Raw genomic sequence first — 14,339 nt, 5'->3', positions numbered from 1 at the left:
GGCTCACGCGCCCAGCTCGCGCAGCAGGTCCGCCAGGCCCCCGACCGCGCGCCCCTCGGTCCGCGCACTCGTCCGCGCCCGGACGTCCGTGGGGGAGACGACCCGGTACCCCACCGTCCGCAGCCGCGCCAGCAGCGCGTGCTCCTCACCGGACGGGACCGCCGGGAAGCCGCCGACCTGCACGAACGCCTCCGCCCGCACCCCGAGGTTGGCCGCGTAGGCGTGGGTGTGCCGGTCGGCGCCGGTGCCGGCGCGGACGAGGTCGGTGTAGCGGCAGAGCACGTCGGCCGGCAACACCTCGGGGTCGTCGAGGTCCACGACGCCGGCCACCGCGTCGGCCCCGCGCCGGGCGTGCCGGAGGTGGTCGGCGACCCAGCTCGGCGGCACGACGGTGTCCGCGTCGGTGCTGAGCAGCCAGGTCCGGGCGGGCAGCCGGGCCAGCAGCCGTCCCGCCCCGAGGGTGCGGAGCTCGCCGATCGTCCGCGCAGCCGTGTTGCGGACGACCTCGGCGTGCGGGGCCGCGACCGCCTCGGTCCCGTCGGTGCACCGGTCCGCGACCACGCAGATCGCGCCGGGCAGCCCGGCGCCGGACAGCGCCACGCGGACCGAGCGCAGGCACGAGCCGAGCCGATCCGCCTCGTCCCGGGCCGGGACCACGACCGCGACGGCCTCGACGGGCACGGCCCCCGGCGGGAACGCGGCGTACGGGCCGTTCACGAGCGCCGGAGCACGTGCAGCAGGAACTCCTCGTCGACGTGCTCGACGAGGAGGCCGAAGCGGGGGTCGTCGACGAGCCTGCGGTGGGTGGCCGCCGCGTCCTGCGGGGCCTCCGCCGGCCAGCCGCGCCAGTGCGCCAGCACCACGTCCCCGCCCGGCAGCAGCGCGTGGGCGAGGCGGTCGGCCACGGCGTCGACGTCGGCGGGGGAGAGGTAGTAGAGCACCTCGCTGAGCACCACGAGGTCGACGCCCTCGGGCACCGCCCGCGGGTCGGGCAGGGCCGCCTCCAGCACCGTGACGCCGGGGAACCCGCCGGTCGCGTCGCGGGTCGCGGCCACGGCGGCCGGGGCGTAGTCCGAGGCCGTCACGGCGTCGCAGCGCCCGGCCAGCACGCGGGTCAGCCCGCCGAGCCCGCACCCGGGCTCGGCGGCGTGCGCGTAGTGCCGGTGCGGCAGGCACGCGGCGAGGACGGTGCGCTTGCGCTCCTCGTACCAGCTGGTGCGGGTCTCCCACGGGTCCGCGCCGCCGGCGTAGAGGTCGGCGAACCGCTCGGCCGGGGCGCTGTCCGGGCGGGGTACCCGGAAGAACAGCTCCCGGCCGGTGGCGAAGTGGCTCAGGACGTCCGGCGGCAGGATCGGCGGGCCGCCGCCGGGGGCGGGGGCGAGCTGCGACGCGAACCGCCCGATCGCCGCGGCCTTGGCCCGGCGGGCGGGCTCGTCGAGCCGGTGCTCGCACGCCTTCGACCACGGGATCGCCGGGTCGTCCGGCCGCATCCAGGGCCACATCCAGATCGGGTAGCCGAAGCGGTGCGCGCGCACCGGGGCCGCCCGCTCGGCGGCGCGCCCGGCAGCGGCGTGGTCCGGGTGCGGGTCGCCGGTCCAGGGCGCGAGGCAGGCGTCGGCGGAGCGCAGCAGCGGGGCGAGCGCGCCGGTCAGCTCGTCCTCGCGGCCGGCGAGGCCGGAGTCGGGCAGGCCGAGCCAGGTCACCCGGGTGTCGCCGACGCCGAGCGCCTCGAGGGCGGCGTGCAGCTCGGCGCGCCGGGTCCGGCCCAGCGCGGCCCGGTCGGCGGGCGCGGCGTCGGGAAAGGCGGCCTCGCCGTCCGTCGCGACGACCAGTTCCACGGTGCCGCCGGCGGCGTGCACCGCGCGCAGGAACCCCGCGGCGGCCAGCGTCTCGTCGTCCGGGTGGGCGGCGACGACGACCAGCCGGCCGACGGCCGGGTCCATCGCGGGCGGGGCGTGCGTGGCCAGGGCCTCCCTCCAGCCCGGGACGGTCGCGGTCACCGCTCCTCCCCGGGCACGGCCCGACCCGCCTCGCCCAGGACCGCCTCGCCCAGGACCGCCTCGCCCAGGACCGCCTCGCCCAGCGCCGCGAGATCCCGCTCGCCGTGGTGCTGGCGGACGTACATCCCCAGGTCGGCGAGCCGGTCGGCCAGCCCGCCGGCCAGCGCGGCGACCCCGGCGACCCGCGGGGCGACGTCGAGGACCGACCGGCAGAGCCGCTCGGCCGCCGCGCGGGCGGTCCACACGGCGGTGCGGTGGGGGGACTTGGGGTCGGCGTCGATGACGTCGGCCGTGCGGGTGAGCAGGGCGTCGACCGCCTCGAGCCCGGCGTGCAGCTCGCCGAGGTGGGCCAGCTGGTGGGGATCGGCCTTCTCGCGCAGGCGCTCCCGCAGCTCGTCGACGAGCCCGGCGGCGCCGCCCAGCCAGACGGCCGCGACGCCGGCGCCGCCCCACCAGAACCCCGGCCGCTCGGTGTAGAAGCCGGGCTCGCCGACCAGGTCGGTCACGGCGAGGTCGTCGAGGTCCACGTCGAGGGTGTCGCTCGCCCGCATCCCGGCCGCGTGCCACGAGTCGGCGTGCCGCCGGACGCCGGGGCGGGAGAGGTCCAGGTCGACGATCCGGCTGCCCCCGGGTGCGGCGGCGACCACGAGCGCGCGCTCCAGGTCCGGGGCGCCGGAGCAGAAGCGGACCCGCCCGCGCAGGACCCACGAGCCGGCCGCCCCGGCCAGCTCGGCGCCGGTGCCGCCCGAGCGGGCCGCCCACACGCCGTACCGGGCGCCGGGCACCGGCTCCGCTCCCGACTCGCGCAGGATCGCGACGGCGTCGGTGTGGCCCTCGGCGAGCCGGGCGAGCGGCAGGCTCTCCCGGCCCCACGCCGACAGCCGGGCCCACCGGACGCCGGTGGCGCCCTGCCCGGGCGGCGGCAGCTCCAGCTCGCCGCGGCGGAGCATCGTGGCGAGCCGGTCCGCCGGGCGGCCCTCCTCCCGGAGGTCCCCCGCCGGCACCGTCGACGGAGCCGACACCAACAGCGACACGCGCACCTCCCGAGCCCCTGCGCGGGGCGTCGCACGTGACGCCGGGTCGCCCGACCCGGCGTGATCACGGGATGCGTACCCGGAGGTGCCTACGCCTACTCCGGTGTGAGCGCGGCCACGTCGGGCACCGGCCGGCCGCCGGCGACGAGCCGCTCGCCGCGCTCGTAGTCCTCGTCCGCTCCGTGGGTGGCGACCCCGACCGCGCGGCCCTGCTCGTCGGCGTACCAGACGGTGAAGGCGCCGCCGCCGTGGTCGACGAGGCGGTCGTGGTCGTAGCCGTCGCCCCAGGCGGCGTACTTGAGGGTGCGGTCGCCGATCTCGGTCCAGAAGCCCGGCACGGCGTCCCAGCGGAGGTCGGCCCCGGCGGCCACGCCGCCCGCGATCGTGCCCATCGCCTGCGCCTCGCCCCAGTGCTCGACGACGAGGTGGCGGCCCGCGGTGGCGTTGCGCGCGTAGGCGACGTCGCCCGCCGCGTAGAGGCCCGGCAGGGAGGTGCGCATGTGCTCGTCGACGACCACGCGGTCCTGCTCGACCCGTGCCCCGGTGGCCCGGGCGAGGGTGACGTTCGGGTCGATCCCGCCGGCGACCAGCACGAGGTCGGCCTCCAGCGGTGCGTGCCCGGACACCCGGACCCGGCGGGGGCGCTCGTCCGGGTCGCCCAGCGGCTCGATCGCCTCGACCTGCGCACCGCCGACGAGCGTGACGCCGTCCTCGGCGAGCCAGCCCGCGATCCGGCGGCCGACGTCGGCGCCGAGGCGCTTCTCCTGCGGCAGCTCCTCGATGCTCACGACCGTGACGTCCAGCCCGCGGCGGGCCAGGGAGGCGGCGGCCTCGCAGCCGATGAACCCGGACCCGACCACGACGGCGCTGCGGGCGGTGAGGGCGGCCGAGCGCAGCTCCGTGGCGCTGTCGAGCGAGCGCAGCATGGCGACGGCGGGCGCGTCGGCGCCGGGCACCGGAAGCGGCTTGGGGGCGGACCCGGTGGCCAGCACGCAGGCCTTGTAGGTGATCCGCGCGCCGCCGGACAACTGCGCGGCGCGCTCCTGACCGGACAGGGTGGTCACCATCTGCCGCAGCAGCAGCGTGATGCCGCGGTCGGTGTAGGTGGTGGCGGGGGTCAGCTCCGTGTCACCCGCCTCGGACTCGCCGCGGAGGTAGTCCTTCGACAGCGGTGGCCGGAAGTAGGGCGGCGCGGTGTCGTCCGAGACGAGCACGACCGCGCCCTCGCCCCCGTGGTCGCGGTAGCTGGTGGCGGCGGCCAGCGCGGCCGGCCCGCCGCCGACGACGAGCAGTTCGGCATGCATGTGACGCGGGATACCCGGCGGCGGAGATCGACTCACGTGATCCACTCGCCCCGCCGCCGGGCCCCGCGGCGGGCTCAGCCGGTGTGGTGCACTTCCTGCAGCCCGTAGACCGGCGTCGGGACGCCCTCGAGCCGCGCCTTGAGCTGCAGCGCGAGGTAGAGCGAGTAGTGGCGGCTCTGGTGCAGGTTGCCGCCGTGGAACCACAGCCCCTCCTGCTGGGTGGGCTTCCACATGTTGCGCTGCTCGCCCTCCCAGGGGCCGGGGTCCTTCGTGGTGTCGGAGCCGAGGCCCCACACCTTCCCGACCTTGTCGGCGACCTCCTGGCTGATGAGGTCCGCCGCCCAGCCGTTCATCGAGCCGTACCCCGTCGCGTAGACGACGAGGTCCGCCTCGAGCTCGGTGCCGTCGTCGAGCTTCACGGTGTGCTCGGTCAGCTCGACGACCTGGCCCTGCACCAGCTTGACCTCGCCGTCGGCGATGAGGTCCGCCGCCCCGACGTCGATGTAGTAGCCCGAGCCGCGGCGCAGGTACTTCATGAACAGGCCGGAGTCGTCGTCGCCCCAGTCGTGGCGGAACCCGGAGGCCTCCAGCCGGTCGTAGAACTCCTGGTCGCGCTCCTTGATCGCCGCGTACACCGGCTGCTGGAAGGTGTGCATGATCCGGTACGGGATGGACGCGAAGGTCATGTCGGCCTTCTGCGTGGTCATCCCGGCCGCGACCGCGCGCTCGGAGTACAGGTCGCCCAGCCCCAGGTCCATCAGGGAGTCGGACCTGACGATGTGGGTGGAGGAGCGCTGCACCATCGTGACGTCGGCACCCACCTCCCACAGCGCGCCGCAGATGTCGAAGGCCGAGTTGTTCGACCCGACGACCACGACCTTCTTGTCCTTGTACGCGTCCGGGCCGGGGTGCTTCGAGCTGTGGTGCTGCTCGCCCCGGAACACGTCCTGGCCGGGCAGCTCCGGCACGTTCGGCTTGCCGGACATGCCGGTGGCCAGCACGAGCTGCTTGGGGTGGAGGGTGATCTCCTCGCCGTCCCGGTCGACGACGACCGTCCACTCCTTCGCCTCCTCGTCGTACGAGGCGGACCTGCAGGTCGTGGAGGACCAGTAGTTGACCTCCATGACCTTCGTGTACATCTCGAGCCAGTCGGCGATCTTGTCCTTCGGCGCGAAGACCGGCCAGTTCTTGGGGAAGTCGATGTACGGCAGGTGGTCGTACCAGACCGGGTCGTGCAGGCAGAGCGACTTGTACCGGCCGCGCCACTGGTCGCCGGGCCGCGGGTACCGGTCGACGACCACGTGCGGCACGCCGAGCTGCTTGAGCCGGGCGCCGAGCGCGATGCCGCCCTGCCCGCCGCCGACCACGACGACGTAGGGCTGCCGGGTGCGGCCCATCTCCTCGACCTCGGCCTGCCGGGCCTCGGACCAGGTCACGCGCTCGCGGTTGACGCCGTGCTCGGCGCCCAGCGGCCGGCGCTCGCCCTGGGGCTCCTCGTGCTCCTTCAGCTCGTAGAGCGTGGTGAGGAAGGTCCAGGCGCCCTCGTCGGTGAGCCGCAGGTGCCCGCGGCCCCGGCCGACGGCCGTCTCGAACCCGATCCAGGCGTCGACGACGCCGTCGGCCTCGGTCGGCTCCTCCGTGGCGTGGAAGTTGCGTGCGTCCGTCGACTCCATGGTCGACCGCAGCAGGTCCGCGATCCCGTCGCGGTTCTCGACGGTCTTGATGTTCCAGGTGAACGCGACCAGGTCGCGCCAGAACGACGTCGTCGCGAAGAGGCCGGCCGCCCGCTCGGCGTCCCGGGCCGCGAGGGCGGCCTCGAAGTCGGCGAGCCACGTGTCGACCCGCTCGCGGGCCCCGGTGGCGGCGGCCGGTTCGAGGGTCTGGGTCATGCGGACCTCCCTGTCCGTCTCCCGTGTGGTGCGTGCCACTCCACCCAAGCCCCCAGCGGCACGGGGATCAAGGGTTGCAGCGCCGTTGCAACTCCGCGGCGGGTCGGCGATGTGGCAGCGTGGGGGCGTGACCTCCGTACGCCGCATCGGGATCGGGCTCGCCGCGGTCGGCCGGCCCGCGTACATCACCGCCGGACGCGAGCGCGACCTCGGCGACGCGCGGGACGTCGAGGCGCTGCGCGAACGCACGTGGGCGGTGCTCGACGCGGCCTACGCAGCGGGGATCCGGTATGTCGACGCCGCCCGGTCCTACGGCCGGGCCGAGGAGTTCCTGGCCGGCTGGCTGGCCGCCCGCCCGGACACGGCGGACGTCGAGATCGGGTCGAAGTGGGGGTACCGCTACGTCGGCGACTGGCGGCTCGACGGGGTGCCGATGGCCGACTCCGCAGGCTCCGTCTCCGGCACGCACGAGGTCAAGGACCACTCGGTGGAGGCGTTCGCCGAGCAGTCCGCCGAGTCGCTGGCGCTGCTCGGGGACCGGCTCGCGGTCTACCACGTGCACTCGGCGACGCTCGACACCGGCGCGCTCGACGACGCCGCGCTCCACCGCGCGATGGCCGACCTGCGCGAGCACGGGATCCGGGTCGGGATCTCGACGTCCGGGCCGCGGCAGGCCGAGGCCGTGCGGCGGGCGCTGGACGTGACCGTGGACGGCGAGCCGCTGTTCACCTCGTTCCAGAGCACCTGGAACATCCTCGAGCCGTCCGTCGGGCCGGCCCTGGCCGAGGCCGCGGACGCGGGCGCGCGGGTGATCGTCAAGGAGGCCGTCGCGAACGGGCGGCTGGCCCCCGGCGGCGCGACGAACTCGCGGGACGACCGGGTCGCCAACCTGGCCGACGAGCTGGGGACCAGCGTGGACCGGCTGGCCTTCGCCGCCGTGCTGGCCGAGCCGTGGGCGGGGATCGTGCTGTCCGGCGCCGTCGACCCCGCGCAGGTGGCGAGCAACGTGGCCGCGACCGGTCTGAAGATCCCGGCCGAGGTGGAGGACGAGCTGCTCGACCTCGCCGAGCCCGCCGAGCAGTACTGGGCCGCCCGCTCCGCCCGCGCCTGGGCGTGACCCTCAGCGGACGCGCAGGACGGGCTTGCCGGGGGCGCGGTCGGGGGAGTCGAGGTAGGTGTGGGCGGCGGCGACGTCGTCGAAGTCGAAGACCCGGTCGATCACCGGCCGCAGCGCCCCGCAGGCCAGCCCGGCCTGCACGAACGCGACCGCCCGGCGCAGCGCGGCCGGGTCGCCGGTGATCTCGAAGACGCGGTAGCGCCGCAGCCAGACGGCCGCGTACCCGCCGCCCGGCAGGGGAGTGGGCAGCCCGGACAGGCCGCCGTGCACGATCACGCTGGCCCCGGGCGCGCAGGCCGTGACCAGCTGGCCGACCTGCGGTCCGCCGACGGCGTCCAGGACGAGGTCGGCCCCGGCCGACCCGCCGGGGTCGGCCCTGCCGAACGCGCCGCGCAGCGCGTCGGCGAGGGTGCCGCCCCCGGGGACGTCCCGGCCGTCGCCCTCGTAGGGCCCGGCGACCACCACCGCGGACGCGCCCGCCTCGCGGAGCGCCGCCTCCGGCCCGGGCGCCGGGACGGTCGCGACCGGCACCGCGCCCAGGTACCGCAGCACCTGCAGCGCCGCGACGCCGATGCTGTTCGCGGCCGCCGTGACCACCACCCGGTCACCGGGCCGGACCCGCAGGATCTCGGCGACCATCCCGTACACCGTCACGTACGGCATCCAGACCGCCGCGCCCGTCACGGCGTCCATCCCGGCCGGCCGCCGGACCAGCGCCGCGGCCGGCACCACGGCCTCCTCGGCGTAGACCGGGTAGTCGTTCTGGGAGAAGGCGGGGACCACGCTGACGGCCTCGCCCGGGGCCCAGCCGGCGACGTCCGGCCCGACCTCGAGGATCTCGCCGGCCGCCTCGGTGCCCAGCCCCGCCGGCAGCCGCGGGTCCTCCAGGTAGGTGCCGCGGCGGAAGTTCACCTCCGCGCGGTTCAGGCCGACGGCGTCGACCCGGATGCGGACCTCGCCGGGGCCGGGCGCGCGGACCGGGAGGTCCTCGACGCGCAGCACCTCGGGTCCGCCGAGCTCGTGGAACCTGATCACGCGGGGCACGGGACGATTCTGCACCGCACACGCCCGGGTGGCGGCCGCCCCACGTGCGACGACCGCCACCCGCCCCTCACGCGGGCAGGACGTGATCTCCCACCTTGTCCGTGGACAGGCACAGCGAGCACACGACGGCGTCGTGGGTCTCGCACTTCGTGACGTCCGGACGCTCGAAGTCCTGCCGGCAGACGTGGCAGTGCAGGACCTCGCCCGACGGGTTGCCGTGCTCGTCGAACATCGGCAGGTCGAGGCCGTCGTCGGTGCGCCGCAGGTAGTACTTGCCCTTGGTCGCGATCGCGAGCAGCGGCGGCAGCACCACGGCCAGGCCGATCGCGACGAGCGGGGAGAAGGGCTGGACCGCCGCGCCGAAGACCCCGAAGAACACCAGGATCGACACGCCCGCGGACACGATCATCGAGCCGAAGCCGACCGGGTTGACGGCGTAGAGCATGCCGCGCCGGAACTCGGGCGTGATCGGCGACAGCTTCAGCACGTACTTGTTGATCGCGATGTCGACGGCCACCACGACCACCCAGGACATGCCGCAGTTGGCGTAGAAGCCGAGGATCGTGTTGAGGAAGTCGAACATGTTCGCCTCCATCAGCACGAGCGCGATCACCAGGTTCACGCCGAGGAACACCAGCCGGCCCGGGTAGCGCTTGGTGACCCGGGTGAAGGAGTTCGTCCAGGCCAGCGAGCCGGAGTAGGCGTTGGTGACATTGATCTTGATCTGCGAGATCACGACGAGGACGACGGCGAGCGTCATCGCCAGCCACGGGGGCAGGAGGTCGCGGTAGATCTCCAGGAACTGGTGCACCGGCTGGTTGGCGACGGCGGCCCCGTCGGCCACGTTGGCGATCAGGTACACGGCGAGGAACAGCCCGACGATCTGCTTGATCGCGCCGAAGAACACCCAGCCCGGGCCGGCGAGGATCATCGAGGTCCACCAGCGGCGGGAGTTCTCCGGCGTCTTCGGCGGCATGAAGCGCAGATAGTCGATCTGCTCGGCGATCTGCGCGATCAGCGACAGGCACACGCCGGCGGCCAGCATCACGGCGCCGAGGCTGGGCGTGCCCTGGCCGTTCTCGCCCTGGTAGGCGAAGAAGGAGCCCACCGAGTCGGGGTGGCTGACCAGCAGGTACACGAACGGCGCGACCATCAGCACCAGCCACAGCGGGGTGGTCCACAGCTGCAGCTTCGACAGCAGGGACATCCCGTACACGACGAGCGGGAAGATGATCAGCGTCGAGAGCGCGTAGCCGAGCCAGAGCGGGATGCCGAGCCCGAGCTCGAGGCCCTGGGCCATGATCGAGCCCTCGAGGGCGAAGAAGATGAACGTGAACGTCGCGAAGATGACGTTCGTGACGACCGAGCCGTAGTAGCCGAAGCCGGAGCCGCGGGTGATCAGGTCGAGGTCGAGGTTGTAGCGCGCGGCGTAGTAGGCCAGCGGGAAGCCCGTGGCGAAGATGACCACCGCGAACACGAGGATGCCCCAGAGGGCGTTGGTGGTGCCGTAGGAGATGCCGATGTTGGCGCCGATGGCGAAGTCGGCGAGGTAGGCGATGCCGCCCAGCGCCGTGACCCCGACGACGCCCGTCGACCACTTGCGGTAGCTGCGCGGGGCGAAGCGGAGGGTGTAGTCCTCCAGCGTCTCCTTCGCGGCGGTCCCGACGTCGGCGGTGGCCGCCGGCGCGGCGCCCGCCTCCCGGTTCTCGATGCTCATGCGGCTGCCTTTCCGGACATCGTCCGATCGCGGAGTGACGTTCGGTGGTGATCTCCGGCGGCCCACCCGGGTGCGCGCCGGCGAGGGCTGCGCCGACCCCGACGACCAGCGAACAGCGCGCCGCTAAACGACCGCCAAGTGCCGCTCGATCAGGTCAGATGTCCCGCAGCGCCGCCGCGACGCGGGCGTGCTCGCCCGCGATCTCCTCGACGACGAGGCCCAGCTCGGCCAGCCCCCGTGACTCGGCGCTCCGGCACAGCCGGGCCATCGCGGTGGCCCCGAACGTGTCGCCGAGCCCCCTGAGGGTGTGCGCGGCGCGCTGCGCGCCCTCCGGGTCGCCGGCGGCCACGGCGGCACGCAGCGAGCGCACCAGGGGCGGGGTCTCGCTGAGGAAGTCCGCGACGAGCCCGGACAGGGTGTCGGCGTCGCCGCCGACGAGCTCGCGCAGCCGGTCGAGGGCCGCCGGGTCGAGCGGGTCGGGTGCCTCCGGGTCCCGCGGAGGGGGCCCGGCAGCCTCCGCGTGTGGCGCCCGGGCCAGGGCCTCGGCGAGCTCGACGGCCACGAGCGGCTTGGTCAGGTGGTCGTCCATCCCCGCGGTCAGGCACGCGTCCCGGCCGCCGGGCTCCGCGGTCACCGCGATGATCCACGGCTGCCGGACCTCGGCCTCGGCCCGGATCCGGCGGGTGGCGCCGAGCCCGTCGAGCTCGGGCATCCGGACGTCCATCAGAACGACGTCGTAATGGCGGTCGCGGACCGCGGCCACCGCCTCGAGACCGTTGCTGACGACGTCGGCGCGGTACCCGAGCCGGGTGAGCAGCAGGGAGACGAGCCGCTGGTTGACCGGGTGGTCCTCGGCGACCAGGATCCGCGGCGCGGCGCCGCCGGGCGTGACCGGGACCGGGTCCGCGGGGGCGTCGGCGAGCGCCCGGAACAACGCGGCGGGCCGGACCGGCTTGGACAGCACGGCGGCGATCCCGGTCCGGTCGCGCGGCGGGCGGCTGCCGAGCGAGGTGAGCAGGACCAACGGCATCCCGGCGCCCGCGGGCCGCGCGTGGATCGCGGCGGCCAGGCCGGGGCCGTCGAGCCCGGGCATGCGCTCGTCGAGCACGGCGACGTCGAACCGGCGGCCCTCGTCGAGCCAGTGCAGCGCCGTGGCCGGCGAGGTCGTGTCCCTGACCTGCATGCCCCACGCCCCGAGCCGGCGGCGCAGCAGCCGGAGGCTGCCGGGATGGTCGTCGACGACGAGTGCCCGCAGGCCGGACAGCGCGCGGCCGGCGTCGGGCACGGGATCGCGGCGCACGCCCCCGGTGGCCTCGGCCCGCACCGTGACCGTGACCGAGGTGCCGGCGCCGGGGGTGCTCTCCGCGGTCACCGACCCGCCCATCAGCTCGGCCAGCCGCCGGCAGATCGCCAGGCCGAGGCCGGTGCCCCCGTAGCGCCGGGCGGTCGACGCGTCGACCTGCGTGAACGCCTCGAAGATCGACCCCAGCCGGTCCGCCGGGATGCCGACGCCGGTGTCCCGCACGGTGAACCGCCACTCGTGCCGGTCCCCGCACGGTGTGGCGCCCACGGTCACGGTGACCTCGCCGCGCTCGGTGAACTTCACGGCGTTGCTCAGCAGGTTCAGCAGCACCTGGCGCACCCGCGTCACGTCGCCGACCAGGCCGGACGGGGTGCCGGGCTCGACCACACAGAGGAGCTCGAGGTCCTTCGCGGCGGCGTCGGCGGCGACGAGCTCCAGCGCGCCCTCGATGCACTCGGCGACGTGGAACGGCCGCCGCTCCAGCTCGAGCCGGTCCGCCTCGATCTTCGAGTAGTCGAGGATGTCGTTGATCATGAGCAGCAGGGCGTGCGCGCTGTCCCGGACGACCTCGGCGAAGCGGCGCTGCTCGGGCCCGAGGTCGGTGTCCAGCAGCAGCCCGGACATGCCGATCACGGCGTTCATCGGCGTGCGGATCTCGTGGCTCATCGTCGCGAGGAAGGCGCTCGTGGCCCGGTTGGCGCTCTCCGCGGCGGTGGCGGCGGCGCGCAGGGCGTCGGCGGTCCGGACCCGGTCGACGACCTGCCCGAGCTGCGCCGCGACGTCGGACAGCAGGGCCAGCAGCGCGGGATCGGGCTCGGCGGGGCCGGTCGCGACGAACTCCACGACCGCGACGACCTCGCCCGCCGCGTGCACCGGGAGGGCCACGGCGACGTCGTCCGATCCGCCCGATACGCCGTCCGGGCCGGGGAGCCAGACGGGCTCGCCGGTGGCGAGCACGCGTTCGCGCGGTCCGGCGTCCGCGGGCGGGTCGCCGTGCTCGGCGAGGGAGGTGCCGTCGGCGAACGACGCGCGGCCCCGCGTCCAGCCGGTGTGGGCGCAGACCAGCGCCAGCACCTCGCGGGTGGCGGTCGGCAGGTCGGTGGCGCGGTGCGCGGTGGCCGCCACCCGGTGCAGCAGCCGCAGCTCGGCGGTGCGGGCGCGGACGCGCTCGGCCATGCCGTTGAAGCGCCGGGCGAGCGCGCTGACCTCGCCGACGCCGGCGACCCGGGCCCGGACGTCGGCCTCGCCCGCCGCGATCCGGGCGGTGGCCGCGTCGAGCTCGGCGACCGGCCGCAGCACGTCCCGCCGGGTCACCACGACGAGCACCGCCATGCCGGCCAGCAGCAGGACGGCCGTCGTGACCGCCGCCGCGGACCAGTCGCGGGCCCGCCCCGTGGCCTGCGCGGTCTCCTGCGCCGTCCGGGTGTCGACGAGCGAGAGCACCTGCCCGATCGGCTCCATGATCTCGGCCTTGGCGTGCAGGTAGGTCGGGTCGTAGAGCATCGACGTGGCCCGGGCGCGGTCGGCGTCGGAGGTCGCCGCCCCGGCCGCGACCAGCGTGAACGCCTGCTCCTCGATCCGGGCCAGCGCGTCGGAGCGGGCCTGGGCGGTCGCGAGGAGCGCCTGTTCCTGCGCGCTGAAACCGGCGCGGGCGGCCAGGGTGGCGAACGAGTCCGGCGGGGCGAACGGCGTCGGGCGTTGCCCGGTGTCGCTGACGACGTCCCAGTAGATGCCGTCGTAGCCCACCGGCCGGGGCGCGGTGCCGGCCCGGATCGCCAGGATCTCGCGGAACCAGTCCAGGTAGCGCGGCTCGCCGGTGGCCACGTACGAGCGGGCCATCCGCGTGAGGTCGTCCGAGGTCTGCCGCAGCTCGTAGGCCAGCTGCAGCGACTCCGACCGGCGGGCCTCGGCCTCCGTGGCGTCCTGCATGCTCTGCTCGGCGAGCAGGCTGACCAGCAGCAGCACCGCGAGGAGGGCCCCGCCGATCCCGAGCCCGACGGTCAGCAGCCGGGTGAGCGTCCGGCGGCCGGCACGCCGCGTCACCGCCGGTCGGCCCCGGCGCGCACCCGGTCGACCTCGTTGCGCAGGGCCGCGATCTCGGCGCGCTCGCGGTCGCGCAGCCGTTTCAGCGTGAGCGAGGAGCGCATCCGGGCCCGGAGCATGGCGGCGCTGAACGGCTTCGGCAGGTAGTCCGTGGCCCCGAGCTCGATGCAGCGCACCACGCTCTCCAGGTCCGGCACCGCCGACACCATGATCACCGGGAGGTGGTCGAGGGCGGGGTCGGCCTTGATCGCGGCCAGGGTGGTGTAGCCGTCGAGCACGGGCATGAGCAGGTCGAGCAGGACGACGTCGAAGCCACCGTCGGGCAACAGCTCCAGCGCGCGCCGGCCGTTCTCGGCGGCGTGCACCTCGTGGCCCAGCTCGCTCAGCGCGGCGACCAGCATCCGGCGGTTGACCCCGCTGTCGTCGACGACGAGGACGCGGCCCGGCTCGTCGGCGCCGGGACCGGCAGTCGGGCCGGCCGAGGGCAGGACCACCGGCCGCGGGGGTTCCCAGGTCAGGCCCGGATCGTGCCGCAGGACCGCCTGCTCCAGCTCGCGCAGCCGGGCGCCGGGATCGAGGCCCAGCTCGTCGCGCAGGACCCGGCGGCCCTGCCGGTAGGCCGCCAGCGCGTCGGCCTGCCGGCCGCACCGGTAGAGCGCGAGCATCAGCTGGGCGCGGGAGCGCTCCCGCATCGGGTGCCTCTGCACCCGCCGTTCCAGCTCGGGCACGAGCGCGGTGTGCCGGCCCAGCGCCAGCTCGGCGTCGGCGCGGTCCTCGGCGGCGCCCAGGCGCAGCTCGTCGAGCCGGGCCGCCTCGACGCGGACGAACGGCGTACAGAAGTACTTCTCCGTACTGATCGAGGACTACGGCGTCGTCGATCCCGGCCAG

General features: G+C 75.3%; 10 protein-coding genes. 1 reads left to right on the top strand and 9 read right to left on the bottom strand.

Annotated features, from left to right (window positions below; genetic code table 11):
• Positions 1–3 precede the first annotated feature (3 nt).
• From AB0B41_RS10860 to AB0B41_RS10840, 5 genes are all read right to left on the bottom strand, one after another.
• On the bottom strand, positions 4–717 hold the full coding sequence (locus tag AB0B41_RS10860) for a glycosyltransferase (RefSeq protein WP_358201443.1): 714 nt from the start codon (positions 715–717) through the stop codon (positions 4–6).
• Complete coding sequence (locus tag AB0B41_RS10855) at positions 714–2,000, bottom strand: bifunctional PIG-L family deacetylase/class I SAM-dependent methyltransferase (protein ID WP_358201441.1); 1,287 nt, start codon at positions 1,998–2,000, stop codon at positions 714–716. The genes AB0B41_RS10860 and AB0B41_RS10855 overlap by 4 nt, the downstream gene beginning before the upstream one ends.
• The gene (locus AB0B41_RS10850) at positions 1,997–3,034 is read right to left on the bottom strand and encodes an acyl-CoA dehydrogenase (RefSeq protein WP_358201439.1); all 1,038 of its coding nucleotides are present in this window, start codon (positions 3,032–3,034) and stop codon (positions 1,997–1,999) included. Before AB0B41_RS10850 ends, AB0B41_RS10855 begins: the two co-directional genes overlap by 4 nt.
• Positions 3,035–3,129: 95 nt before the next feature.
• Positions 3,130–4,338 (bottom strand): FAD-dependent oxidoreductase, encoded by a 1,209-nt coding sequence (locus AB0B41_RS10845; protein ID WP_358201437.1) that lies wholly within the window; start codon positions 4,336–4,338, stop codon positions 3,130–3,132.
• A 74-nt stretch (positions 4,339–4,412) separates the two neighbouring features.
• The gene (locus AB0B41_RS10840; protein ID WP_358201434.1) at positions 4,413–6,227 is read right to left on the bottom strand and encodes an NAD(P)/FAD-dependent oxidoreductase; all 1,815 of its coding nucleotides are present in this window, start codon (positions 6,225–6,227) and stop codon (positions 4,413–4,415) included.
• Between the two features lie 127 nt (positions 6,228–6,354).
• Here AB0B41_RS10840 and AB0B41_RS10835 point away from each other — a divergent pair, with 127 nt between their 5' ends.
• Entirely contained in the window at positions 6,355–7,344 is a 990-nt protein-coding gene (locus tag AB0B41_RS10835) for an aldo/keto reductase (protein WP_358201431.1), read from the top strand.
• 3 nt (positions 7,345–7,347) lie between these two features.
• Here AB0B41_RS10835 and AB0B41_RS10830 read toward each other — a convergent pair whose 3' ends face one another.
• From AB0B41_RS10830 to AB0B41_RS10815, 4 genes are all read right to left on the bottom strand, one after another.
• Positions 7,348–8,388: a zinc-dependent alcohol dehydrogenase family protein gene (locus AB0B41_RS10830; RefSeq protein ID WP_358201429.1), complete on the bottom strand. Its 1,041-nt coding sequence runs from the start codon at positions 8,386–8,388 to the stop codon at positions 7,348–7,350.
• 67 nt (positions 8,389–8,455) lie between these two features.
• Positions 8,456–10,105 carry a hypothetical protein gene (locus AB0B41_RS10825; protein WP_358201427.1) on the bottom strand — a complete coding sequence of 550 codons (1,650 nt, stop codon included), beginning with the start codon at positions 10,103–10,105 and terminating at the stop codon, positions 8,456–8,458.
• A gap of 154 nt (positions 10,106–10,259) precedes the next feature.
• On the bottom strand, positions 10,260–13,451 hold the full coding sequence (locus AB0B41_RS10820; RefSeq protein ID WP_358201424.1) for a response regulator: 3,192 nt from the start codon (positions 13,449–13,451) through the stop codon (positions 10,260–10,262).
• Entirely contained in the window at positions 13,448–14,308 is an 861-nt protein-coding gene (locus AB0B41_RS10815) for a BTAD domain-containing putative transcriptional regulator (RefSeq protein WP_358201603.1), read from the bottom strand. Before AB0B41_RS10815 ends, AB0B41_RS10820 begins: the two co-directional genes overlap by 4 nt.
• Positions 14,309–14,339: the final 31 nt, after the last annotated feature.

The organism is Pseudonocardia sp. NPDC049154, from assembly GCF_040648315.1.
Classification (GTDB): domain Bacteria; phylum Actinomycetota; class Actinomycetes; order Mycobacteriales; family Pseudonocardiaceae; genus Pseudonocardia.
Note: the sequence above shows the minus strand (reverse complement) of the source record. Positions and strands in the feature narration are given on the sequence as shown.